Source organism: Variovorax sp. P4_B10 (assembly GCF_056402375.1).
On sequence record NZ_JBFUHN010000094.1, the window covers coordinates 1 to 23,567 of the forward strand.

At 65.7% G+C, this 23,567-nt stretch carries 24 protein-coding genes and 2 tRNA genes; 18 read left to right on the plus strand and 8 right to left on the minus strand.

All coding sequences use genetic code 11. The annotated features are described in order from the left end of the window. Positions 1 to 551 precede the first annotated feature (551 nt). Positions 552 to 1,004 (plus strand): hypothetical protein, encoded by a 453-nt coding sequence (locus AC1DXX_RS29160; RefSeq protein WP_478137692.1) that lies wholly within the window; start codon positions 552 to 554, stop codon positions 1,002 to 1,004. Positions 1,005 to 1,014: 10 nt separating this feature from the next. Then, positions 1,015 to 1,692 carry a TetR/AcrR family transcriptional regulator gene (locus AC1DXX_RS29165; RefSeq protein WP_478137693.1) on the plus strand — a complete coding sequence of 226 codons (678 nt, stop codon included), beginning with the start codon at positions 1,015 to 1,017 and terminating at the stop codon, positions 1,690 to 1,692. A gap of 13 nt (positions 1,693 to 1,705) precedes the next feature. On the opposite strand, the gene AC1DXX_RS29170 is transcribed toward AC1DXX_RS29165, so the two are convergent. The 3 genes from AC1DXX_RS29170 to earP all read right to left on the minus strand — a co-directional run bounded on the left by AC1DXX_RS29170 (position 1,706) and on the right by earP (position 4,513). Further along, positions 1,706 to 2,569, minus strand: coding sequence for an LOG family protein (locus AC1DXX_RS29170; RefSeq protein ID WP_478137694.1), 864 nt, complete (start codon positions 2,567 to 2,569; stop codon positions 1,706 to 1,708). 125 nt (positions 2,570 to 2,694) lie between these two features. Beyond that, positions 2,695 to 3,249, minus strand: a complete 555-nt coding sequence (efp, locus tag AC1DXX_RS29175) for an elongation factor P (RefSeq protein ID WP_257858888.1) — start codon at positions 3,247 to 3,249, stop codon at positions 2,695 to 2,697. Between the two features lie 166 nt (positions 3,250 to 3,415). Then, positions 3,416 to 4,513: an elongation factor P maturation arginine rhamnosyltransferase EarP gene (gene earP / locus AC1DXX_RS29180; RefSeq protein WP_478137695.1), complete on the minus strand. Its 1,098-nt coding sequence runs from the start codon at positions 4,511 to 4,513 to the stop codon at positions 3,416 to 3,418. Between the two features lie 79 nt (positions 4,514 to 4,592). On the opposite strand from earP, the gene AC1DXX_RS29185 reads away from it, so the two are divergent. Further along, entirely contained in the window at positions 4,593 to 6,035 is a 1,443-nt protein-coding gene (locus AC1DXX_RS29185) for a M20/M25/M40 family metallo-hydrolase (RefSeq protein ID WP_478137696.1), read from the plus strand. 60 nt (positions 6,036 to 6,095) lie between these two features. Here the strand turns inward: AC1DXX_RS29185 and AC1DXX_RS29190 are convergent, their stop codons facing one another. Beyond that, the gene (locus AC1DXX_RS29190) at positions 6,096 to 8,168 is read right to left on the minus strand and encodes a gamma-glutamyltransferase family protein (RefSeq protein WP_478137697.1); all 2,073 of its coding nucleotides are present in this window, start codon (positions 8,166 to 8,168) and stop codon (positions 6,096 to 6,098) included. Positions 8,169 to 8,311: 143 nt separating this feature from the next. On the opposite strand from AC1DXX_RS29190, the gene uvrC reads away from it, so the two are divergent. Genes uvrC through AC1DXX_RS29205 form a run of 3 tightly spaced genes read left to right on the plus strand, consistent with a single transcriptional unit; the run spans position 8,312 to position 11,796 of the window. After that, on the plus strand, positions 8,312 to 10,282 hold the full coding sequence (uvrC, locus tag AC1DXX_RS29195) for an excinuclease ABC subunit UvrC (protein ID WP_478137698.1): 1,971 nt from the start codon (positions 8,312 to 8,314) through the stop codon (positions 10,280 to 10,282). A 60-nt stretch (positions 10,283 to 10,342) separates the two neighbouring features. Next, a complete protein-coding gene (gene pgsA, locus AC1DXX_RS29200; RefSeq protein WP_478137699.1) occupies positions 10,343 to 10,909 on the plus strand; it encodes a CDP-diacylglycerol--glycerol-3-phosphate 3-phosphatidyltransferase in 567 nt (188 codons plus the stop codon). Further along, positions 10,906 to 11,796: a DMT family transporter gene (locus tag AC1DXX_RS29205; RefSeq protein WP_478137700.1), complete on the plus strand. Its 891-nt coding sequence runs from the start codon at positions 10,906 to 10,908 to the stop codon at positions 11,794 to 11,796. Before pgsA ends, AC1DXX_RS29205 begins: the two co-directional genes overlap by 4 nt. Positions 11,797 to 11,812: 16 nt before the next feature. On the opposite strand, the gene AC1DXX_RS29210 is transcribed toward AC1DXX_RS29205, so the two are convergent. Then, complete coding sequence (locus AC1DXX_RS29210; RefSeq protein WP_478137701.1) at positions 11,813 to 12,772, minus strand: LysR substrate-binding domain-containing protein; 960 nt, start codon at positions 12,770 to 12,772, stop codon at positions 11,813 to 11,815. Between the two features lie 71 nt (positions 12,773 to 12,843). Between AC1DXX_RS29210 and AC1DXX_RS29215 the strand changes: the two genes are divergently transcribed. The 6 genes from AC1DXX_RS29215 (at position 12,844) to AC1DXX_RS29240 (ending at position 18,215) form a co-directional block, all read left to right on the plus strand. Beyond that, on the plus strand, positions 12,844 to 13,758 hold the full coding sequence (locus AC1DXX_RS29215; RefSeq protein WP_478137702.1) for an alpha/beta fold hydrolase: 915 nt from the start codon (positions 12,844 to 12,846) through the stop codon (positions 13,756 to 13,758). Beyond that, positions 13,755 to 14,840: a tartrate dehydrogenase gene (locus AC1DXX_RS29220; RefSeq protein ID WP_478137703.1), complete on the plus strand. Its 1,086-nt coding sequence runs from the start codon at positions 13,755 to 13,757 to the stop codon at positions 14,838 to 14,840. The genes AC1DXX_RS29215 and AC1DXX_RS29220 overlap by 4 nt, the downstream gene beginning before the upstream one ends. A 232-nt stretch (positions 14,841 to 15,072) precedes the next feature. Next, complete coding sequence (locus AC1DXX_RS29225) at positions 15,073 to 15,345, plus strand: HU family DNA-binding protein (RefSeq protein WP_007830705.1); 273 nt, start codon at positions 15,073 to 15,075, stop codon at positions 15,343 to 15,345. A gap of 29 nt (positions 15,346 to 15,374) precedes the next feature. Then, positions 15,375 to 15,450, plus strand: a tRNA-Val gene (locus AC1DXX_RS29230). Between the two features lie 76 nt (positions 15,451 to 15,526). Beyond that, complete coding sequence (locus AC1DXX_RS29235) at positions 15,527 to 17,440, plus strand: peptidyl-prolyl cis-trans isomerase (RefSeq protein WP_478137704.1); 1,914 nt, start codon at positions 15,527 to 15,529, stop codon at positions 17,438 to 17,440. Positions 17,441 to 17,540: 100 nt separating this feature from the next. After that, positions 17,541 to 18,215, plus strand: a complete 675-nt coding sequence (locus AC1DXX_RS29240; protein WP_478137705.1) for a histidine phosphatase family protein — start codon at positions 17,541 to 17,543, stop codon at positions 18,213 to 18,215. Between the two features lie 15 nt (positions 18,216 to 18,230). On the opposite strand, the gene AC1DXX_RS29245 is transcribed toward AC1DXX_RS29240, so the two are convergent. Both AC1DXX_RS29245 and AC1DXX_RS29250 read right to left on the minus strand, forming a co-directional pair. Beyond that, positions 18,231 to 18,563: a hypothetical protein gene (locus AC1DXX_RS29245; protein WP_478137706.1), complete on the minus strand. Its 333-nt coding sequence runs from the start codon at positions 18,561 to 18,563 to the stop codon at positions 18,231 to 18,233. Positions 18,564 to 18,600: 37 nt separating this feature from the next. Beyond that, positions 18,601 to 18,849, minus strand: coding sequence for a GlsB/YeaQ/YmgE family stress response membrane protein (locus tag AC1DXX_RS29250; protein WP_013540415.1), 249 nt, complete (start codon positions 18,847 to 18,849; stop codon positions 18,601 to 18,603). Positions 18,850 to 19,051: 202 nt separating this feature from the next. Between AC1DXX_RS29250 and AC1DXX_RS29255 the strand changes: the two genes are divergently transcribed. The 3 genes from AC1DXX_RS29255 to AC1DXX_RS29265 all read left to right on the plus strand — a co-directional run bounded on the left by AC1DXX_RS29255 (position 19,052) and on the right by AC1DXX_RS29265 (position 20,461). Continuing rightward, complete coding sequence (locus AC1DXX_RS29255) at positions 19,052 to 19,684, plus strand: YbhB/YbcL family Raf kinase inhibitor-like protein (protein ID WP_478137707.1); 633 nt, start codon at positions 19,052 to 19,054, stop codon at positions 19,682 to 19,684. Positions 19,685 to 19,760: 76 nt separating this feature from the next. Then, positions 19,761 to 19,836, plus strand: a tRNA-His gene (locus AC1DXX_RS29260). Positions 19,837 to 20,116: 280 nt separating this feature from the next. Next, entirely contained in the window at positions 20,117 to 20,461 is a 345-nt protein-coding gene (locus AC1DXX_RS29265; protein ID WP_478137708.1) for an H-NS histone family protein, read from the plus strand. A gap of 81 nt (positions 20,462 to 20,542) precedes the next feature. On the opposite strand, the gene AC1DXX_RS29270 is transcribed toward AC1DXX_RS29265, so the two are convergent. Beyond that, positions 20,543 to 21,529, minus strand: a complete 987-nt coding sequence (locus AC1DXX_RS29270) for an NADPH:quinone oxidoreductase family protein (protein ID WP_478137712.1) — start codon at positions 21,527 to 21,529, stop codon at positions 20,543 to 20,545. 127 nt (positions 21,530 to 21,656) lie between these two features. On the opposite strand from AC1DXX_RS29270, the gene surE reads away from it, so the two are divergent. From surE to AC1DXX_RS29285, 3 genes are all read left to right on the plus strand, one after another. Further along, positions 21,657 to 22,415, plus strand: coding sequence for a 5'/3'-nucleotidase SurE (gene surE / locus AC1DXX_RS29275; protein ID WP_478137709.1), 759 nt, complete (start codon positions 21,657 to 21,659; stop codon positions 22,413 to 22,415). A gap of 1 nt (position 22,416) precedes the next feature. Continuing rightward, positions 22,417 to 23,190 (plus strand): protein-L-isoaspartate(D-aspartate) O-methyltransferase, encoded by a 774-nt coding sequence (locus AC1DXX_RS29280; RefSeq protein ID WP_478137710.1) that lies wholly within the window; start codon positions 22,417 to 22,419, stop codon positions 23,188 to 23,190. 11 nt (positions 23,191 to 23,201) lie between these two features. Continuing rightward, positions 23,202 to 23,567 (plus strand): LysM peptidoglycan-binding domain-containing protein (locus AC1DXX_RS29285; RefSeq protein ID WP_478137711.1); only part of this gene is annotated, 366 nt, incomplete at its 3' end.

The following is a 23,567-nucleotide window of genomic DNA, read 5'->3' on the forward strand; positions in this document are numbered from 1 at the left end:
GCCTAGGGCCGCAGGCCTCCTCCTTTATTTCGCTGCGCAGAGCACACCATCGGCGTGATCGCTCAGAGCAGCGGTTGATCGGCCAGCACAACGGCCGCGCCTCTCGTGCACAGGGCACCGGGTGCTCCCCGCAGCGAAATAAAGGAGGAGCGAAGCGGGGGACATTCGCGGAGGGGAGCACCCGGTGTCCTGTGCACGCACCCCGAAGAAACACACCCCGAAACGCACCTCAGAAGCAACCGAGATGACCAGCGTGTGAAACCCACGTTTCAAATAAGATCAATTCTCATCTGTTTGACTTTTAACTGACTTGAAGTCAGTATCGACGCCTTCCTCAACGACCCCGAAGGCGTCCATGGACTCCCCGAATCCGGCCCCGACCGATCCGCGCCGTCGCATGGCGCTCGTGGCGGCGGGGCTGCTCGCGAGCGCCAGGCCTCGCACCGCCGCGTCGACGGCGCGCGCCTGAGGCTGGCACCGAGATGCCGGCCGCGCTTGTGCCCGTGCGCCTCCGCGTGCGGCTTCATTCGATCTTCACCAGGGAGCTTTCAATGGTTCGCCACGAACTCGGCCAATGGCCGTTGGTCATCAGCGTCTCGTCCGGCCTGCAGACGCCGGAAAGCATGAACGCCTTCACCGAGGACTGGAACCGCTGGCTCGACCGCGGCGAGCCGTTCGCATCGCTGCGCGTGTTCGCCGACGCGCAAGCGTTGGTCCACCCCGAAGACAGTGCACAGAGCGCGAAGCGGTGGCTGCAGGCCCGCGGCGAAGACATCCGCCGCCATGTGATGGGCATGGCGAGCGTGGTGCCCGCCGACCAGTACGAGAAGATCCGCAAGATGAATGTCGAGAAGCTCTTCGGCATACCGGCGAGCACCTTTGCCAGCACCGACGATGCGCTGGCCTGGCTCCGCGAGCATGTGCTGGCGCCGCGCGGACTGCGGCTCGACGCGGCCGCGGTGCATGCGGCCATCGGCGCCGTGCGCGCAACCACTGTTCCCTGAGATCCTTGCCATGACACGAAGCGACCCGGTCATCCATCCAACCCCGGCGGGCGAAGCCGAATCCGCCGCGCCGCGCCGCCGCACCAAGGCGCCCGAGACCCGCGCCGTCGCGCTGATGGACGCGGCCGAGCGACTCTTCATCGCGAAGGGCATCGCCACCACCAGCATCGACGACATCGCAGCCGGCGCGCAGGTGGCCAAGGGCACTTTCTATCTGTACTTTCTGTCGAAGGAAGCGCTGCTGGGCGCGCTGCAGCAGCGCTTCGTCGATTCCTTCTGTGCACGCCTGCAGGAGGCCATGGACCGCCATCGTCCCGACAACCACCATGCACGCCTCAGGGCCTGGGTGGAGACGGGGCTCGAAACCTACCTCGACAACGTCGCGCTGCACGACGTGGTCTTCCACGAATACCGGCCCGAAGACCGGCGCATGCGCAACGACAACGCGGTCATCACGCAGCTGGTCGGCTTGCTGAAGCAGGGCGATGCTGCGGGAATCTGGGAAGTGGAAGACGCGATGCTGACCGCCGTGATCCTGTTCAACGCGCTGCACGGCGTGGCCGACGATGCGGTGGCGATAGGGCCGGCCGGCGACCCGGTTGCCGACCGCCGCCGGCGCGCCCGCGCGCTCACGCGATTCTTCGAGCAGGCGCTTCACCCCGACATCGACGACAGCGACGCGGCCTGAATGCCAGCTCAGGTCAGAGCTTGTAAAAGCGCTTGATCGAGTTCCAGGCGTCTTCCGGCGCATCGACGTATTCGAAGAGCTTCACGTCGCCCGGCGAGATCACGCCTTCGTCGACCAGGAAGTCGAAGTCGATCAGCTTCTTCCAGTAGTCGGAGCCGAACAGCACGATCGGCACCGGCTTCGACTTCTTGGTCTGCACCAGCGTGATCACCTCGAACAGCTCGTCGAGCGTGCCGAAGCCACCCGGGAACGCCACCAGCGCCTTCGCACGCATCATGAAATGCATCTTGCGGATCGCGAAGTAGTGGAACTTGAAGCTCAGCGCCGGCGTGACGTAGGGGTTGGCTTCTTCTTCCATCGGCAGCGCGATCGCGAGTCCGACCGAAAGCCCACCGCCTTCATGCGCGCCGCGGTTGGCGGCCTGCATGATGCCGGGGCCGCCGCCGGTGCAGACGAAGAGCTTGTCCTGCGGCTCCTTGTCGTTGCTGTACTGCGCGACCAGTTTGCCGAAGGTGCGTGCCTTCTCGTAGTAGTGCGAGCTGCGCGCCAGACGGCGCCAGCGCTCGGCCGCCACGGCATCGCCGGCGGCATCGGCCTGCGCGATCAGTGCGGCAGCGTCTTCCTCGCTGCGGAAGCGGGCGCTGCCGAAGACCACCACCGTGTTCTCGATGCCATGCTCGCGCTGCTCGAGGTCGGGTTTCATCAGCTCGAGCTGCATGCGGATGCCGCGGGTTTCGCGGCGCAGCAGGAACTCCGGATCGGCGAAGGCGATGCGCGAAGGATCGGGATCGAGCGGAAGGCCTTTTTCGGAGTGGGCCTTGAGCGTGGCCCAGGCGTCGGCCAAGCGTTTGTCGTGAAGATCGTGCGTGTTGTTCATGAAGGACTCGGACAGAAAGACCTGGTTGATTGTGCAGTGTTGCAACCGCCGTGCCCATCAAGCAAAAAAGGCTCCTTGCGGAGCCTTTTTTTGAACGTGGTGGCCGGCCGGGGAGCCGGTGGCACTCAGACGCGCTTGCGGTATTCGCCGGTGCGGGTGTCGATTTCGATCTTGTCGCCTTGCGCCACGAACAGCGGCACGCCGATTTCGAAGCCGGTAGCGATCTTGGCGGGCTTCATGACCTTGCCCGAGGTGTCGCCCTTGACGGCCGGCTCGGTCCAGGTGATTTCGCGCTCGACGCTGGTGGGCAGCTCGACCGAGATGGCCTTGCCGTCGTAGAACACCACTTCGACGGCCATGCCGTCTTCGAGGTAGCTCAGCGCGTCGCCCATGTTCTCGGCTTCGACTTCGTACTGGTTGTATTCGGTGTCCATGCAAACGTACATCGGGTCGGCGAAGTAGGAGTAGGTGCAATCCTTCTTCTCGAGCACGATCTGGTCGATCTTGTCGTCGGCCTTGAAGACCACTTCGGTGTTGAAGTTGGCGATCAGGCTCTTGAGCTTCATGCGCACGGTGGCGGAGTTGCGGCCGCCGCGGCTGTATTCGGTCTTGAGGACGACCATCGGGTCCTTGCCGTGCATGATGACGTTGCCGGCGCGGATTTCTTGAGCGATTTTCATAACAGGTTCTCTGGATGTTGGCCGCTCGGTGCACGGGGCCATCGGCGACGTTCGAAAAACGTTTTTGCCGGTATGTCTGGCCCCGCGGTACAGGTCCCGCGGCAGGTTTGGCGGAGAGCATCTCGGGTCCTGACGACCCGGGCCGAAATCCGCAAAGCCCACTATTTTAGCTTTTTCCGGCGATCAGCTGCCGCAGGTGGGTGACCAGGTCGTCCTGGTTGCGCAGCCTTTCGCGGCCGGCCCGGACCGTTTCCTGCCAAAGGCCCTCTGTTTCTGGGGGCGGCAGGGGGCTCTCGTCGAATCCGTTCCAGACGTGGTGAAAGCGCCTCAGCGAGGGCGGGGCACCGAGCCAGTCCAGCCAGGCGTTCAGCTTGGCGTGGTGGGCGTCGTCGTCCTGCGGGTAGATCTGCCAGACCAGCGGCACGCCGGCCCAGAGGGCGCGCACCAGCGAATCCTCGCCGCGCACGAAATTCAGGTCGCAGGCCCACAGCAGGTGGTCGAAATCCGGCTGCGTGAGGTAGGGGAGGTATGAAATTGATAGCGCGCCATGTCCGTGGGGCAAGCGGTCCTGCGGCGCCTGGCTCGCAAAATGGGCGTTGACCGCCTGTGTGGCGCGTCCTGCCGTCACCAGCAGCCGGGTGGGCTCCGGGCTTTCTGCCAGCCGGGCGATCAGGGCCGCCAGCGCGGGGGGCTCGTAGCAGAAGAGGGAGACGAGGCGTTCATCCTCACGCCATGGAATCTGTTGCGCCGCCAGCCATTGCACGCGATCGAAGCGCGCCTGCCGCTCCGGCAGGTCGGGCTCCCGCAGCAACCCGCCGGTTGCGGGCGTGAAGCCCGGGTAGTAGAAGCGCTTGCTCAACCCGGTGCCGGGTCCCCTGAACACCGGCGAAGGCAGTCCGTGCAGGCGCTCGACGTACGGTTCCGCCGAAAGGTATTCGAGGTTGATCCATGCCCGGGCCGGCTTGCCCGCGGCCACCGGCTCGGCGAACCTCGCGATCAGCTCCGGCGCCGGCTCGCAGCCGAAAGCCTCGATCAGCACGTCGGGCGCCGGCGCGGCCGCGGCCTTCCGTACGGCGGCGGGATCGAGCCAGTCGATCACGTTCACGCCGTCGCAGCCCGCGGGCGCCATCCAGCGCAGCGCTGCCGCATCGTCGACCCACAGGCGCACGCGCTCGCCGAGTGCGGCCAGCTGGGAGGCCAGCCGCCAGCAGACGCCGAGATCGCCGTGGTTGTCGATGACCTTGCAGAAGATGTCCCATTGCATGGCCGCGAGTGTGCCCGTCTTCCGCCCGGCGCTGCTTGCTATGCTGGACCCCACAACCACCACCGGAGAGAGAAAGACCATGAGGATGCAGACCCGTCGCCGTTCGCAGTTTTCCCTTCGTTCCGCGAGAACCGTGCTCGCCCTGTCGCTGGCCCTGTGCGGCGTGGCCGGTGTTTCGGCACAAACGGCAGCCCCTTCGCCGACGCCGCAGCAGCAGCGCTTTCACGACATCTACAAAGAGCTGATCGAGATCAACACCACCCATTCGGTGGGCGACAACACGCTGGCGGCGCGCGCCATGGAAAAGCGCCTGATCGAATCGGGCTTCGCCCCCGGCGATATCCAGGTCTTCGAACCCTTCCCGAAGAAGGGCAACCTCGTGCTGCGCTTCAAGGGCAACGGCAGCAAGAAGCCGTTGCTGCTGCTGGCCCACGTCGACGTGGTCGAGGCCCGGCGCGAAGACTGGAAGACCGACCCGTTCCAGCTGCAGGAAACCGGCGGCTACTTCACCGCGCGCGGCGCCATCGACGACAAGGCCATGGCCTCGGCCCTCGTGTCGGTGCTGGGGCAGCTCAAGCAGGAAGGCTTCAAGCCCAGCCGCGACATCATCCTGGCGCTGACCGCCGACGAGGAGCGCGGCGATGCGCTCAGCAACGGCGCCTTCTGGCTCATCAGCAACAAGCCCGAGCTGCTGCAGGCCGAGTTCGGCATCAACGAAGGCGGCGGCGGCGAGCTGCGCGGCGGCAAGCCGAACCTGCACCGCATGCAGGTGGCCGAGAAGATGTACACCACCTACATGCTCGAGGCACGCGACGTGGGCGGCCACAGCTCGGTGCCGACGAAGAACAACCCGATCTACGCGCTCTCCGCCGGGCTGGAGCGACTGGGCAACTACGCCTTCCCGATCAAGCTCGCGGACGTCACCAAGACCTACTTCGCACGCAGCGCGCCGTTCGCCACCGGCCAGCTGGCCGACGACATGCGCGCCATCGGCGGCGGCAATCCCGATGCCGCGGTGATCGCGCGCATGATCGCCAATCCGGCCTACAACGCGCAGCTGCGCACCACCTGCGTGGCGACGATGGTGCAGGCCGGCCATGCCGAGAACGCGCTGCCGCAATCGGCCAAGGCCACGGTCAATTGCCGCATCCTGCCGCACGACGATCCCGAGGAAATCGAGCGCCTGCTGACCCAGGCGATCGGCAACGACAAGATCGTGGTGCGCAACATGGGCAAGCCGCTGCGCAGCCCGGCCTCGCCGCTCAATGGCGACCTCGTGAAGACGGTGGAGTCGCTCACGCAGCAGATGTGGCCCGGCGTGCCGGTGGTGCCCGCGATGAGCACCGGCGCCACCGACAGCCGCTTCCTGCGCAACGCCGGTATCCCGATGTACGGCGTGACCGGCATGTTCCTCGAACCGGCCGACGCGCGTGCACACGGCCTCGACGAGCGCATCGAGATCCAGCGCCTCTACGACGGGCGCGAGTTCCTGTACCGGCTGGTGTCGGAAGTCGCGAAGTAAATAGATAAGTGATCAGGCCAAAGGGCCGGCGCGGCGAGAGCTGCGCCGGCCCTTTGTCGTTCAGGGCGTGAAGGTGTCGCCCAGCACAATGCCTTCGCGGCGCGGGTCTGCACCGCCGGTCAGCACCGGCTTGCCGCCGACGTTCGTGCGAATGATGGTGCTCACGCCGCTGGACTGCGAGCCGAAGTTCACCGTGTGGCCGAGCGCGCGCAGGCCGGTGATCAGCGGATCGTTGTTGCCCGTGTTCGAGGTGTCGATGGCCGGGTGCTCGCCGCCCACGTTGGTCGCCGAGACTTTGGAGCCGGACCCCGTCTCGGTGTTGTTGGCGCCGAAGTCGACCAGCGACGTGGCTTGCTGGGCATCCAGACCCCAGTCCAGCGCACCGACCAGTGTCTTCACCACGTACTGGATGATGGTGCCGCCGCCCGGCGAGCCGGTGCCCATCACGAACTCGCCCATGCTGCCGTCGGTGGCCTTCTTGAACACCAGCGTCGGTGCCATCGTGCTGCGCGGGCGCTTGCCGGGCGCGACGCGGTTGGCCACCGGCAGGTTGTTGGCATCGACCGGGCTGGGCGAGAAGTCGGTCAGCTGGTTGTTCAGCATGAAGCCCTGCGTCATGTGGAACGAGCCGAGCGTGCTTTCGACCGTGGTCGTCATCGACACCACGTTGCCCTGCTTGTCGACGATGGTGAAGTGCGTGGTGCCGTGCTCTTCGGTCTTGTCGATGCCCAGCGGCACGTCGCCCAGGTTGCTGCCGGGCTGGGCGATGCCCATGCTGCGGCTCAGACTGATGAGGCTGGCGCGGCTTTGCAGGTAGGGCTTGTTGGTCAGCGAGTCGGTGCTGCCGCCGGGCAGCGGGACGAAGTCGGTGTCGGCCACGTACTTGTCGCGGTCGGCGTAGGCCAGGCGCTCGGCCTCGCTCACCAGGTGCACGCCCATCACCGTAGGCTTGCCGCCCTCGATGTCGATCGCCGTCGGCTTGTAGAGGCCGAGGTTGAAGGTCTCGAGGATGCCGAGGCTCGCCACCACCGCGATGCCGCCCGAGGACGGCGGCGACATGCTGCAGACGTAGTAGTCGCGGTAGGTGCCGCAGACCGGGTCGCGGCGCTTGGCGGCGTAGTTGGCCAGGTCGGTCAGCGTGGTCTTGCCGGGGGTGATGGCGGAGCCGTCGCTGGCTGCCGTGGTGACGCCGATCTTGTCGACGATGCCCTTGGCGATGTCGCCGGTGTAGAACGCGTTGGCGCCCTGCGTGGCGATGGTCGAGAGTGTCTTGGCGTAGGCCGGGTTCTGCAGCCTGGTGCCCAGGGCCTTGGGTGTGCCGTCGGCGTTGAAGAAATAGGCCGTGGCTTCGGCATCGCGCTTCAGGCTTGTCGCGGAAGATGAAATGGCCGCCGCCATGCGGCCGCCGATCAGGAAGCCGTCGGACGCCAGCGTGATGCCGTAGCCGAACAGGTCTTTCCACGGCAGCTTGCCGTGGTCCTGGTAGGCGATGTCGAGCATGCGCACGGCGCCGGGCGTGCCGATGGAGCGGCCGCTCCATCGGGCGCCACCGGGCTTGGGCGCCGTCTGGTCGTTGGTGTCGTCGATCCAGCGCAGGTAGTTGGCCGTGGCCGCCGCAGGCGCGGTCTCGCGGCCGTCATAGGCCTGCACCTTCTTCTTCGCCGCGTCGTAATAGAGCATGAAGGCGCCGCCACCCAGGCCGCTCGATTGCGGCTCGACGAGGCCGAGCACGGCTTGCACCGCCACTGCCGCATCGACCGCGCTGCCGCCTGCCTTGAGGACATCGCAGCCCGCGCGCGTGGCCAGCGGATGGTTCGCGACCACCATGTAGGTCCTGGCGTAGACCAGCTTGTGGCCGGGCGCATAGCCCGAGGCCGCTTCGGGCGCCGCCGGATCGCCCGGGTCGCCGGAGCCGACGACCACCGGCGCATTGCCGGTCGGTGTGAGGCAGCCGTTGTCGGGAGCGGCCGGGGCCGGTGGCTGGTTGGCTGCAGTGATCGCGTTGATCGCGGCAATGGCGGCCAGGTTGTTCGCGGCGTCCTGCGCATTGTTGCTGGAACCGCCGCATCCCCAGAGGCTCAGTGAGAGGGCGATGGGCGTCAAGGCGCACCAGGTGCGTTGGGTTGTCGTCATGCAGGTTTCCCGAATAGGTATAGGTAAGAAAGCACGGGCGCTCCTCACGCCCGTTTGCATTCTTCAGCACGTTCCGTTCCAGCCGCGTCCGGGTTTGCGACGGGCAGCGACGAGGGCTTTCGGGGCGCGCCACAATAGCCGGCATGTCAGACGTGCATTCCGATCAACTGCTCAGCGAAGTCGCGGCCCTGCCGCAACTGCCGGGCGTCTACCGCTATTTCGACGCGGCCGGCGCGGTGCTCTATGTGGGCAAGGCGCGCAACCTCAAGAAGCGGGTTGCCAACTACTTCCAGAAGAACCACGGCGGCACCCGCATCGGTCACATGATCTCGAAGATCGTGCGCATGGAGACCACCGTGGTGCGCTCCGAGGCCGAGGCGCTGCTGCTCGAGAACAACCTGATCAAGACGCTCAAGCCGCGCTACAACATCCTGTTTCGCGACGACAAGAGCTACCCCTACCTGAAGATCGCGTCGCACCAGTTTCCGCGGCTGGCCTACTACCGCGGCGCGGTCGACAAGAAGCACCGCTACTTCGGGCCGTACCCGAGCGCCTGGGCGGTGAAGGAGTCGATCCAGCTGCTGCAGAAGGTGTTCAAGCTGCGCACCTGCGAGGACACGGTGTATGCCAACCGCACGCGGCCCTGCCTGCTGTACCAGATCAAGCGCTGCACCGGACCCTGCGTGGGCTACATCGCGCCCGAGGCCTATGCACAGGACGTGGCCAGCGCCGAGGCTTTCCTGATGGGCGACACCCAGCTCGTGCTTTCCAAGCTCGAGCAGCGCATGACGATGCATGCCGAGAAGCTCGAGTTCGAGCAGGCGGCCGAGTTGCGCAACCAGATGTCGGCGATCTCGCGTGTGCTGCACCAGCAGTCGATCGAGATCGCGTCGGACAAGGACGTGGACATCCTCGCCGTCAAGGTGCAGGGCGGCAAGGCCTGCGTCAACCTCGCGATGGTGCGCGGCGGCCGCCACCTGGGCGATCGGCCCTACTTTCCCGTGCACGTGGAAGACGCGGCGCAGATTCACCATGGCGAGCTGGACGTGGAGGAGGGCGCTGCGCCCGTCGCGGCCGATCCGATCGAAGTGCAGGTGCTCGAGGCTTTCATCGCCCAGCACTACATCGACGTGCCGGTGCCGGCCACGCTGGTGCTGAGCGAGCTCGTGAGCCGCGAGCTGATCGAGGCGATTTCCGAGCAGGCCGGCGCGCGCGTGACGGCCGTGTTCCAGCCGCACGAGCAGCGCCGGCACTGGCTCGAAATGGCCCAGACGAACGCCGGCCTGCAACTGGCCCGGCTGCTGGCCGAAGAAGGCTCGCAGCAGGCGCGCACCCGTGCGTTGACCGATGCGCTCGAACTTGCCTCCGACGATCTCGACAACTTCCGCGTCGAATGCTTCGACATCTCGCACACGGCGGGCGAGGCCACGCAGGCCTCGTGCGTGGTGTTCGAGCACCACACGATGCAGAACCGCGAATACCGCCGCTACAACATCGAGGGCATCACCCCCGGCGACGACTACGCCGCGATGCGCCAGGTGCTGCACCGCCGCTACGGCAAGCTGGCCGAGGCGATGGCGGCCGAGACCGAAGCGCTGCCTCCGGGCGATGCCGAGAGCGAAGGTGTCGAGGGCAGCGGCGCATCGCCCAAGACCCGGACCGCGCGCATGCCCGAGCTGGTGCTGGTCGACGGCGGCAAGGGGCAGGTGTCGATGGCGCGCGAGGTGTTCAGTGAACTGGGCTTGCCGCTGTCCTTGATCGTCGGCGTCGAGAAGGGCGAGGGCCGCAAGGTCGGGCTCGAAGAGCTGGTGTTCGCCGATGGCCGCGAGAAGGTCTACCTGGGCAAGGACTCTGCCGCGTTGATGCTGGTGGCGCAGATCCGCGACGAGGCCCACCGCTTCGCCATCACCGGCATGCGGGCCAAGCGCGCGAAGGTGCGGGTGGGGGGCAGCCAGCTGGAAGACATTCCGGGCATCGGGCCGAAGCGCCGGGCGCGCCTGCTGCAGCGCTTCGGCGGCATCCGTGGCGTGGCTGCGGCCAGCGTGGAAGACATCGCATCGGTCGAAGGCATTGCCATCGACCTGGCCGAGGAAATCTACAAGGCCTTGCATTGAAGGAAAACACCGAGAGGTGAGCAAGCCTGCGGGGTCATCCCGCCATGACACAATCAAGCGATGTTCTGGACACTACCGACCATCATGACCTGGACGCGCATCGTCGCGATCCCTTTGATCGTCGGTGTGTTCTACCTGCCGATGGCCGAGCCGATGCGCAACCTGATCGCCACGGTCATGTTCATCGTCTTCGCCGCCACCGACTGGCTCGACGGCTACCTGGCGCGCAAGCTCAACCAGACTTCGGCCTTCGGCGCCTTCCTCGATCCGGTGGCCGACAAGTTCCTGGTGTGCGCCTCGCTGCTGGTGCTGGTGCACCTGCAGCGCGCCGACGTGTTCGTGGCGCTGATCATCATCGGCCGCGAGATCGCCATCTCGGCCCTGCGCGAATGGATGGCGCAGATCGGCGCCGGCAAGAGCGTGGCGGTGCACATGATCGGCAAGGTCAAGACGACCGTGCAGATGATCGCGATTCCGTTCCTGCTCTATGACGGGCGGCTGTTCAAGGTTATCGACACCGGCCTGTGGGGCCAGTGGCTGATCTGGATCTCGGCCGTGCTCACCGTCTGGTCGATGGTCTATTACCTGCAAAAGGCCATTCCCGAGATCCGGGCCCGGACGAAATGACGGCAGCGGCCGCCGCGGCACGCGGCTCGGGCTGGCTGCGCGCGATGCCGGCGGTCTTCGTGCTGATCTGGAGCACGGGTTTCATCGTCGCGCGCTATGGCATGCCCTACGCGCCGCCCCTCAAGTTCCTGGCTGTGCGCTATGCGCTGTCCCTGGTGTGCTTCGGCCTCTGGGTGGCGCTGGCGCGGGTCGCGTGGCCCAAGGAGCGCGCGCAATGGGGGCATCTGGCTGTCACCGGTGTCCTGATGCAGGCGGGTTATCTGGGCGGGGTCTGGGCCACGGTGCATGCGGGCATGGGTGCGGGGCTGGTTGCGCTGCTGGTCGGCATCCAGCCGGTGCTCACCGCCGTCTGGCTTTCGTTCAATGGCGGGCGCATCTCGCAGCGGCAATGGGCCGGGCTGGTTCTCGGCTTTGCGGGCCTGGTGCTCGTGGTGTCGCGCAAGTTCGGGCAGGGCGCCGAGGTCAACGCGTTGACGATGGGGCTGGCGGTCATGGCGCTTCTTTCGATCACTGCGGGTACGCTCTATCAGAAGCGCTTCGTTGCGCCTTGCGATGTGCGCAGCGCGAGCGCCGTGCAGATGGCGGCGGCGCTGCTCGTGACCTTGCCCTTTGCGGCGCTGGAATCGCAGGGCATCGAATGGAATGCGTACTCGACCGGCGCGATGGCCTGGTCGGTGCTGGCGCTGTCGCTCGGCGGCAGCTCGCTGCTCTACATGCTGATCCAGCGCGGCACGGCCACGGCGGTCACGAGCCTGCTCTACCTGGTGCCGCCGTGTACCGCGGTCATGGCCTGGCTGCTGTTCGCCGAGCCGATCACCTTGACGACGCTGCTCGGCATCGGACTGACCGCCATCGGCGTGAGCCTGGTGGTGCGCAGCGAGCGCTGACCCGGCGCTTTCCCTTTCAGCGCGAGCCGGGCTTGCCCGGCTTCCAGGGCTCGCCGCGAAACTGCTCCGCCAGATGGTCGAGCAGCAGGCGCACGCGGCGCGGCGTCTTCGGGCGCCAGGGCGCGACCCAATGGATGTCGGCATCGGGCATCGCGTACTGCGGCAGCACACGCACCAGCGCGCCGGTGGCGAGCTGCGGCGCAATGTCCCACAGGCTGCGCAGCATGATGCCGTGGCCCGCCAGGCACCAGTCGCGCACCATCTCGCCCGAATTGCTGGCGAGCGGCCCCTGGACACGGACGCGCGCCGTGCTGCCGTCGCGCGCGTGGCGCAGCGTCCAGAGCGCGAACTGGCGCTGGTTGACGTCGCCGTTCTCGCGCGCGACCAGGCACGCGTGCGAGGTCAACGCATCGACCGTGGCCGGCATGCCGTGCTGCGCGATGTACGAGGGCGCAGCGGCCAGCACGCGCTGGTTGCGCGCGATGCGGCGTGTGACCCAGTCGGCTGCGCGGTGCTGTTGCACGGCCCACAGCCAGAGGGCGCCGTCGTAGCCCTCTGCGCCCAGGTCGGGCAGCTGTTCGGTCAACAACAGTTCGATCTGCAGGGCAGGGTGCCGTGCCTGGAACGCAGCCAGCGCCGGCCCGAGCCAGCGCCGGCCGAAACCGAAGGTGGCGGCAAGGCGGATCGTGCCGATCAGTTCGTTCTGCCGCTCGCCGAGCTCGCTTTCGAGCGCGGCAAAACCGTCGAGCAAGGTCCGGGCATGTAGGCAGACGGCCTCGCCTTCCGCCGTGACGCTGAGCCGCCGCGTGGTGCGATCGAACAGGCGCTGACCCAAGCGTGTTTCGAGCGCACCGAGCCGCTTGGTGATGACGGAGGGCACGACGTCGAGCGTGGCCGCTGCGCCTGCGAGGCTGCCCTGGTCGCGGATGGCCAGCACCAGTTCGAGATCGCTGCGCTCCAGCGAGGATGGATTCATGCCAATTTGGAAAGTATGAATTGGCTGATTGTTGCTTGATGATCGCCGGGGCGCAACGCACAATCGTTCCCGTGACTGTCTCCTTCCTCGCATTTCCCACCTTCGACATCGAGCGCAACGGTGTGCGCATCCATGGCCGCGTCGGCGGCCGCGGGGCGCCGCTGCTGCTGCTGCACGGTCATCCGCAAACGCATGCCATCTGGCATCGCGTGGCGCCCGCGCTGGCCGAACGGTTCACGGTGGTCGCGGTGGACCTTCGCGGCTATGGCGATTCGGGCCGGCCTGCGGCCGATGCCGATCACCTGGCATACAGCAAGCGGGAAATGGCGCTCGATGCGCTCGCTGCCATGCGGCACCACGGCTTCGAACGCTTCGGCGTGCTGGCCCACGATCGTGGCGCGCGCGTGGCGCACCGGCTCGCGGCGGACCATCCGGCGGCCGTCGAGCGGATGCTGTTGCTCGACATCGCACCCACGCTCTCGATGTACGAGAACACCTCCGAGGCATTCGCGAAAGCCTACTGGCACTGGTTCTTCCTGATCCAGCCGCCGCCGCTGCCCGAGGCGTTGATCGCTTCCGATCCGGTGCGCTACGTGCGCAGCGTGATGGGCGGCCGGCATGCGGGTCTCGCGCCTTTTGCGCCCGAAGTGCTGGCCGAATACGAGCGCTGTGCCGGGATCGCCGGCACGGCCGAATCCATTTGCGAGGACTACCGCGCCTCCGCCACCATCGACCTCGTGCACGACCGGGCCGACATCGCCGCCGGCCGGCGGCTCGTGCAGCCGCTGCGCGTGCTGTGGGGCGAGCACGGCGCAGTAGGGCGCGCATTCGACGTGCTGGCGCTGTGGCGCGAACGCGCCGCCGACGTGTCGGGCCGCGCCTTGCCATGCGGCCACTACGTTCCCGAAGAAGCCCCCGGCGAGCTGCTCGCCGAGGCGCTGGAATTCTTTCTCTCATCACCCCCACAAGCAGGAGCCCGACCATGAGCACCCACAGAATCGCAGTCATCGCCGGCGACGGCATCGGCAAGGAAACCATGCCCGAGGGGCTGCGCGTGCTCGATGCTGCGGCGCGCAAGTTCGGCATTGACCTGAAGTTCGACCACTTCGATTTCTCGAGCTGGGACTACTGCGAGAAGCACGGCAAGATGCTGCCCGACAACTGGAAAGACCAGATCGGCGGCCATGACGCGATCTACTTCGGCGCGGTCGGCTGGCCCGAGAAGATTCCCGACCATGTGTCGCTCTGGGGCTCGCTGCTGTTGTTCCGCCGCGAGTTCGACCAGTACGTCAACCTGCGTCCCGCACGCTTGATGCCCGGCATCATCGCGCCCGTGGTGCGGCGCGACGGCACGCCGCGCCAGCCTGGCGAGATCGACATGTACATCGTGCGCGAGAACACGGAGGGCGAGTACTCGAGCATCGGCGGGCGCATGTACGAAGGCACGCCGCGCGAGATCGTGGTGCAGGAAACAGTGATGTCGCGCGTGGGTGTCGACCGGGTGCTCAAGTTCGCGTTCGAGCTCGCAGAGGCGCGGCCGAAGAAGCACCTGACGAGCGCCACCAAGTCGAACGGCATCTCGATCACCATGCCCTATTGGGATGAGCGCGTGGCCGAGATGGCGAAGAACTATTCGGACGTGAAGCTCGACAAGTTCCACATCGACATCCTCACGGCGCACTTCGTGCAACGGCCCGACTTCTTCGACGTGGTGGTGGCGAGCAACCTGTTCGGCGACATCCTCTCCGACCTCGGCCCGGCCTGTACCGGCACCATCGGCATCGCGCCGAGCGCCAACCTCAATCCCGAGCGCACCATGCCGTCGCTGTTCGAACCGGTGCACGGCTCGGCCCCCGACATCGCCGGAAAGGGCATCGCGAACCCGATCGGCCAGATCTGGTGCGGCGCGATGATGCTGGAGTTCCTGGGCCACAAGAAGGCGCACGACGCGATCCTTTCGACCATCGAGAAGGTGCTCGCGCCCCAAAGCGGAGCACCGCGCACCCCGGATATCGGTGGGAACGCAAGCACCAGCGACCTCGGAAAGGCAATTGCCGAAGCGCTTTGAAAAGTACTTCACGAAACGTCCCGAAAAGTGCGCCACGAAACGCCCCTAAAATCGCGCGCTCCGCTGCGCTGCATGGCCTCGTGTCTTATTGACACCCTGCAGGGCAGTGGTTGTAATCCTCGCTGGCAGTGCGCTGCCGAGGCGTCAGGCCTGCCAGGCTCTTGAGTCGCACCACTTGCGGCCAGGTCACAGCTGACGAAAGCCGACCAACTTTTCTCTACAAGGGGCCCTTGTGAACAAGACCGAACTGATTGAGCACATCGCAAAGAACGCCGATATTTCCAAAGCAGCTGCCACCCGCGCGCTCGAATCCACCATCGGCGCCATTCGTACCACGCTCAAGAAGGGCGGCTCCGTGTCGCTCGTCGGTTTCGGCACTTTCGCAGTCGGTAAACGGGCCGCACGCACCGGCCGCAATCCCCGCACCGGCGACGCGATTAAAATCAAGGCAGCCAAGATTCCGAAGTTCCGTCCGGGCAAGGCGCTGAAAGACGCGCTCAACTAAAGACGTAGACTCGGAGAGTATTCCCGGTGGGGTGCTTAGCTCAGTTGGTAGAGCGGCGCCCTTACAAGGCGTAGGTCGGGGGTTCGAGCCCCTCAGCACCCACCACCACCCGATGCAAAGGCGAACACCAGTTCGCCTTTTTTATTGCCGTCCGACATCCGTCGAAAAAGAGTGTTCAAGCATGTTTGATTTCTTCCGCAAGTACAACAAGATCGTCATGATTTTCTTGTTCTTGCTGATCATTCCCTCGTTCGTGCTCTTCGGCGTCGAGCGCTACCAAGGCGCAGGCCGCGACGAGAAGGTTGCCCGTATCGAGGGTCACGACATCACGAAGCCCGAGTGGGATGCGCAGCACCGCATCGAGACGGACCGCATCCGCCAGCAGTCGCCCAACGTCGACCCGACGGTGCTCGACTCGGACGCCTTGCGCTATGCAACGCTGGAGCGCATGGTGCGCGACCGCGTGCTGGCCGCAGCGGCAGCCAAGTCGAACATGACGGTGTCCGAAGACCGGCTCGCGCGGATCTTTGCGCAGGACCCGGGCCTCGCCTCCTTCCGCACACCCGACGGCAAGTTCGACCGCGAGACCTTCCAGCGCGTGACGGGCCGCACGCCCGAGCAATACGAAGCCTCGGTGCGCGCGGACATGTCCACGCAGCAGGTGCTGCTCGGTGTTTCGGGCACGGCCCTCACGCCGCCCGCACTGGTGTCCACCACGGTCAATGCCTTCTACGATCGCCGCGAGATCCAGGTGGCGCGCTTCAGCCCCGAGAGCTTCGCGTCGAAGGTGGCCGTGAGCGACGCCGACATCGAGGCCTACTACAAGGACCATGCGGCCCAGTACAAGGCGCCGGAGCAGGCCAGCATCGAATACCTGGTGCTCGACCTCGACGCGGCCAAGAAGAACGTCGTCGTCAACGAGGCCGATCTCAAGAGCTACTATGAAAACAACAAGGCGCGCTTCGGCACGAAGGAAGAGCGCCGCGCCAGCCACATCCTGATCACTGCGCCGGCCAGCATGTCCGCCGCCGATCGCGCCAAGGCGAAGGCCAAGGCCGAGCAACTGCTCGCCGATGTGAGGAAGGCGCCCAACACCTTCGCCGACGTGGCGCGCAAGAACTCGCAGGACCCGGGCTCGGCAGAGAAGGGCGGAGATCTCGACTTCGTCACCCAGGGTGCGATGGTCAAGCCGTTCGAAGACGCGATGTTCTCGCTCAAGAAGGGCGAGATCAGCGGCGTCGTCGAAACCGAGTTCGGCTATCACATCATCCATCTGGCCGACATCAAGCCGGCCGTGGTGCCGCCCTTCGAGCAGGTGCGCGCCACGATCGAGAACGAATTCCGTGCCCAGCAGGCCACGCAGGAATTCGCAAAGGCCGCGGAGGCCTTCACCGACGCGGTCTACCAGACGCCCGACAGCCTCAAGCCTGCAGCCGACAAGCTGAAGCTCACGATCCAGACGGCGAACAACGTTGCACGCACGCCCGCGCCGGGCGCCAAGGGGCCATTGGGCAGCCGCAACTTCCTGAGCGCGCTGTTTGCGAACGACTCGCTCGAACGCAAGCAGAACACCGAGGCGATCGAAGTCGGCTCCAGCCAACTCGCATCGGGGCGCGTGACGCAGTACACGGCCGCGCACCCGGTCCCGCTGGCCGAGGTCAAGGACAAGATCCGCGCGCAGATCGTCACCGAGCGCGCTGCGGTGCTGGCCAAGACCGAAGGCGAAGCCAAGCTCGCCGCATGGACCGCCAAGGCGGACGGCGCCACCTTCGGCGCGCCTGTCACGGTGTCGCGCATCGATGCGCAATCGCAGCCCGTTCCGGTGATCGATGCCGCATTGCGCGCCGATGCCGCCAAGCTGCCTTCGCTGGTGGGCGTGGACCTGGGCACGCAAGGCTATGCGGTGGTTCGCGTGACCAAGGTCGTTCCGCGCACGCCGCCGTCGCCTGAACAGGCGCAGCAGGAAGGCGCGCAGGTCGGCCAGTCCGTGACTGCCGCCGAAGCTGCGGCGTACTACAACCTGCTGAAGGACCGCTTCAAGGCGGAGATCCTGGTGCCGAAGCCGGCGGATACGCTGCCTGCCGCGGCGCGCTGACAAGGCGCTGCATCCACCAACGCCCGGGCCAATGACCCGGGCTTTTTTTTGGTCGCACGTGGGACAAGCGCGGCTCCCGCTTCTTGCCAGAATCCCGGGCATGGGAACCCTTTATCTCGTGCGCCACGGGCAGGCCAGTTTTGGCGCTGCCGACTATGACAACCTGAGCGAGCTCGGACACCGGCAGTCCGTGCGCCTGGGTGAGTATTGGCGCGAGCGCGGCATGAAGTTCGACGCTGTCATCGCCGGCACGCTGAAGCGGCATCGCCAGACCTGGGAGGGCATCGCCAAGGGCCTGGGACTGGCACGCGACGACGTGCTGCCGTGGCCCGGACTCAACGAGTACGACAGCGAAGCCGTCATTGCCACGATCCACGAGGGCAAGCTCGAGAAGCCCGATTCGCCCGAGATGTACCGCCATCACTTTCGCCTGTTGCGCGAAGGCCTGGGCGCGTGGATGCAGGGCAGGGCCGCACCGGTGGGCATGCCGAGCTATGCCGACTTTCTGGCTGGCGTGACAACCGCGCTCGATCATGTGCGCGACCGGCATCACGGTGCGAAGGTGCTGGTGGTGTCGAGCGGCGGGCCGATCAGCACCGCGGTCGGCCATGTGCTGGGCACGAGCGCCGAGACGACCATCGAACTCAACCTGCGCATCCGCAATACCTCGGTGACGGAGTTCGCCTTCACGCCCAAGCGCCACATGCTGGTGACCTACAACACGCTGCCGCATCTCGACGGCCCGGCGTACGAGGACTGGATCACCTATTCCTGAGCGCCGCGCGGCGCGTCAGGCCTGCCAGACGCCGTAGCCGGCCTTGCGCAATGCGATGCCGAGGTCGACCTCCATCAGACGTGCGTCGTCATAAGGCATCGGGTTGTAGCGCTCGTAGAGCGCGGGCAGCAGCCGCAAACCGAACTCCTGCACGAAGCTGTTGGCCTGGATGCCGGCCTTGTGCTTGTCGAAGCGGATATCGGGGTCGAGGCCCGTCATGCCCACATAGACGAAAGGCTTGCCGAGTTGGTAGTCGGGGTTGGCGCGCCTGAAGCGGCTGCTGTTCCACACGCAGTCGTCGAGTTCGACCACGTAGACGTGGTGCCTGGCGCGCGGCTTGCGGGGCATCGGCTTCGAGGTCGCGGCGGCAAGGCCGCGCCGGGCATCAGCTCTTGCGCTTGATCAGGCCGTAGAGGATCAGCAGCACGATCGCGCCCAGCACGGAAGCGATGAAGCCGGCGCCCTGGCCCGCGGTGTACCAGCCCATGGCCTGGCCGACGTAGGTCACGATCAGCGAGCCTGCGATGCCGATCAGCGTGGTCACGATGAAGCCGGCGGAATCGTCGCCCGGCTTGACGGCACGTGCCACGAGACCCACGACGAACCCGATCAGAATGGTCCAGACGATGCTCATGAAGAAATTCCTTTGGTGAAGTGGACGTGGCGACAAGCCATGCCCGTCTGCGCGGGCCGCGTCGATGATAGCGGAGCCATGTGAGCGTTCGCACCGGCGATTCAGATCGGACATGAGAGCGAGAATTTTTTCCGCGAGGGCAGCGATGAGGGCGCTGTGGCGTCCTACAGCGTGCGGCTGGATGCGGGGCTATACCGGATGCATGCTTGAAAAATTACCCGAAGCGGTCGGTCGTGCACTGCACGGCGTACGCGCCGGCCTGGACAAGATCGTTTTCAACACGCTAGGCCTGCGAGAAGGCATGGCGTCGATTGCACTGACCAGCGTGGCTTTTGCCGACCATGCACCGCTGCCGCCGTGTTACACGGCCGATGGCGAAGGCGTCTCGCCGCCATTGCAATGGACGGGGTTGCCTTCCGGCGCTGCGTCATTGCTGTTGATCGTCGAAGACGCCGATTCGCCCACACCGCATCCGTTGGTGCATGCAATCGTGGTCGGTCTGCGCCCCGAGGACGGTTCCTTGCCGGAAGCCGCCATCCCCAGTCATGGCCAAGAAGGTGCCGGCTTGCATGTCGGGCGCAATTCGAGCCTGCAATCGGCCTGGTTGCCGCCGGACCCGCCGCCCGGCCATGGCGTGCATCGCTACGCCTTTCAGTTGTTCGCCCTGGCCAGCACGCCTGTGTTTTCAGAAGCGCCTGGACGCGACGAGATATTCGGCGCGCTGCGTGGCCACGCCATCGCCAGCGGGCTGCTGATCGGCACTTGCGAACGGCCTGACAGTTCGATCAAGATCAGGGAGGGCGTTGCGCCGGCGGGGCCGTTGGCGGCGGGTTGAATGTGAATTTCAAACCACGCTGTGGCCCGATGGAGTCGAAACGGCGATTTTTGACGCTACAATTGCGGGCTCTGCGGTGGCTGTAGCTCAGCTGGTAGAGTCCCAGATTGTGATTCTGGTCGTCGTGGGTTCGAGTCCCATCAGCCACCCCAAAAAATACCTCCCTTGCGCTATTGTTCAATAGCACATTCAAGGGAATACAACGCCGGGTTTACCCGGCGTTGTCATTTCCGGCGCACTGCTTCCAGCGGCCCTGCGCGACAGACTTCTTCCCCCTCTCTCCCTCGATATAAAGCGCCGAACCGGCGCGTTTTGCGTTGCGCGCTGTTGCACTAACCCCGACGAATGGCGATCTTTTCCCGCGTCGGTGTACTTGTGGCAAATGTAAATTGAATTAAAATCCAGCCGTTTTCAATTTTCAGGAGTCCAACAATGGCTTCGACCCTTGCCGATATCAATTCCCAGATCAAGAAGCACGACGAGCAGATTGCGCAATTGCGCAAGCAGGCCGAAGACCTGCGCAACCAGGAACGCGCGGGCGTGATCGAGGAGTTGCGCAAGAAGATCGCGGAATACGGCTTGACGGCCTCCGACCTGAAACTCGGCGGCCGCGGTGTGGCCGCCAAACGCAGTGCAGGTGCCGCTTCGCCCAAGGCTGCCGCCAAATACCGTGGCCCGACGGGCGAAACCTGGTCTGGCGGCCGTGGCCGCAAGCCGCGCTGGGTCACCGAAGCATTGGCGGCGGGCAAGTCGCTTTCCGATTACGAGATCAAGTAAACGCCCGGAACGGCCGAGCATTTATCAATAAAAAGGCCCGCATGAGCGGGCTTTTTTATTGAGCGTGGAAACGAGGCTCGCTCAGTTCACCATCACGAGTTTTCCTTTGACGCCGCGCGAGCCCATGTGCGCATACGCAGCCTTCAATTCCGCCATCGGCATCGTGCTGTCGATCACCGGCTTGATCTTTCCCTGACCGTACCACTGCGCCAATTCGGCCATCATCTGTGCATTGGCCTTGGGCTCGCGCCTGGCGAAATCGCCCCAGAACACACCCACGAGCGAAGCACCTTTCAACAAGGTCAGATTCAATGGCAGCGACGGAATGGGGCCAGATGCAAAACCCACCACCAAATAGCGACCGCGCCAGGCAATGGAGCGAAAAGCCGGTTCTGCAAAATCCCCGCCCACCGGGTCGTAAATGACATCCGGGCCCTTGCCGTCGGTTGCGGCCTTGATCGCATCGCGAAAGCCATTGGGCAACGCATGCGTCGTGTAGTTGATCGTGGCATCTGCACCAATGGATCGGCAGAGTTCGCATTTCTCGTCGGTGGAGGCTGCTGCAATCACCCTGGCGCCGGCGGCCTTTGCAATCTGGATGGCGGCAGTGCCCACACCGCCTGCTGCACCGAGCACCAGCACCGTTTCACCGGCCTTGAGTTGCGCGCGGTCCATCAGCGCATGCCACGAGGTGGCATAGATCATGATGAATGCCGCCGCGTCGACGTAACCGAAGCCCTCGGGCAGCGGCATGCACATCGCCGCAGGCGCCAGCGTATGCGTGCCGAAGCCGCCGGTGCCCGACAGGCAGGCCACGTTCTGCCCCACCTTCAGGTGCGTCACGCCTTCGCCGATCGCCTGGATGATCCCGGCGTATTCCGATCCGGGCACGAAGGGCAGGGGCGGCTTCATCTGGTACTTGTTCTGCACGATCAGCAAATCGGGGAAGTTCAGGCTGGCCGCCCTGATCTCGATCAGCACCTGCCCCGGGCCCGGCGTCGGTGTCGGCAGTTCCTTCCAGGTCAGCGCATCGACGCCGATGGGGTTTTCGCAAAGCCATGCGTGCATGCTCGGGTCTCCTTCGAATGGGTAATGTTGAGGCAATGACTGCGGGCATGATAGGGGCCGCGGCGGGGTGTCCTTGTCCCTGCTGCGACGCACCCGACGCCTACAATCCGGTGCACCGAAAAGCACCATGAAGATACTTATTTCCAACGACGATGGCTTCCAGGCGCCGGGCATCGTCGCGTTGCACGACGCGCTCAAGGACATTGCCGAAGTCGAGGTGGTCGCACCCGAACACAACAACAGCGCCAAGTCGAACGCACTGACCCTGGCTGCACCGCTCTACGTGCACAAGGCGCACAACGGTTTTCGCTATGTGACGGGTACGCCCGCCGATTGCGTGCACATCGCGCTCAAGGGCCTGCTGGACTACCGGCCCGATCTGGTGGTTTCCGGCATCAACAACGGCGCCAACATGGGCGACGACACCATCTATTCGGGCACCGTCGGTGCGGCCATGGAGGCCTACCTGTTCGGCATTCCGGCCATCGCCTTCTCCCAGATCGAGAAGGGCTGGGCGCACGTGGACGCGGCAGCCCAGGTGGCGCGGCGGCTGGTGCAGCAGATCGAGCGCGAACGCATGCTCGGTGGCGCCGCCTTTCTGCTGAATGTGAATGTGCCGAACCGGCCGTTCGGCGAATTGAAGCCCGTCAAGGTCTGCAGGCTCGGCCGCCGTCACTCCGCGGAGAAAGTCATCACGCAGGAAAGCCCGCGCGGCGAAACGATGTACTGGATTGCGGGCGCGGGCGGCGCCAAGGACAGCGGCGAGGGCACCGACTTTCACGCCACAGCGGACGGCCACATCGCCTTGACGCCGCTGCAGATCGACCTGACCGATCACGCCCACCTGGGGCAATGGCGCGAGACGGTGGCCCGTCTCGGCAATTGACATGGCCACACAACGGCCCAGTTTCCCGGTTCGCCTGACACCCACCGCTTCGGCTGCCACACGGGGGCGCATGCCCGCCGTGCCGGTCAAGCCCATGGTGCCGTCCACGCCTTCCATGGCCTCCGATGCCGTGCGCGCGCGCATGGTGCAGAAGCTCGCGGCCCAGGGCATCTCCGATCCGCGCGTGCTGCGGGCGATGGGGGCCGTCGAGCGGCATCGTTTCGTCGACAGCGCATTGGTCAACCAGGCGTACGAAGACACGAGCCTGCCGATCGGCCTGGGGCAGACGATCTCCAAGCCGAGCGTGGTGGCCCGCATGATCGAACTCCTGCTGGCAGCGCCCGCGCTGGCCGGAAAGCCGCAGGATCGCCTCGGCCGCGTGCTCGAAATCGGCACCGGCTGCGGCTACCAGGCCGCGGTGCTGAATCACGTGGCGACCGAGGTCTACAGCATCGAGCGTCTGCGTGGCCTGCATGAACGTGCGCGTGCCAATCTGCGGCACTTCCGGCTGGCCACGGTGCACCTGATGCTGGGCGACGGGATGATCGGCTATGCCAAGGGCGCGCCTTATGCGGGCATCATCGCCGCGGCCGGCGGCGAAGCCGTGCCGGAGGCCTGGATTGCGCAACTCGCGGTCGGCGGGCGCATCGTCGCGCCGACCCACTCGGCGGGCGGTGGCCAGGCCCTCGTCGTCATCGACAAGACCGCCCGGGGGCTGGAGCGCCTCATTCTTGAGGCCGTTCACTTTGTCCCCCTAAAATCAGGCATCGCTTGAAGGAATAACAAATGCAGGGTTTTGGCAATCGGAGTTTGTTCGCGGGCATCACGTTGGCCGTTGTGCTCGTGATCGCGGGCTGCTCCGCACCGCGCGGGCCGGCACCGGTCGAAGACCGTGGCACCATGACGCGCGCGCCCGGTGCGACGCCGGGTGGTCCTCCCATCACCACCGACGCCAGCGGCAAGCCGCTTCTCGGTATCGAAAACTACGGCAAGCCTGGCTACTACGCCGTGCGTCCCGGCGACACCATCCGCCGCATCGGCAACGAGACGGGGCAACGCTGGCAGGACATCGTTCGCTGGAACAACATCGACAACCCCGACCTGATCGAGGTGGGCCAGGTGCTGCGCGTGATTCCGCCGACGGGTTCGGGC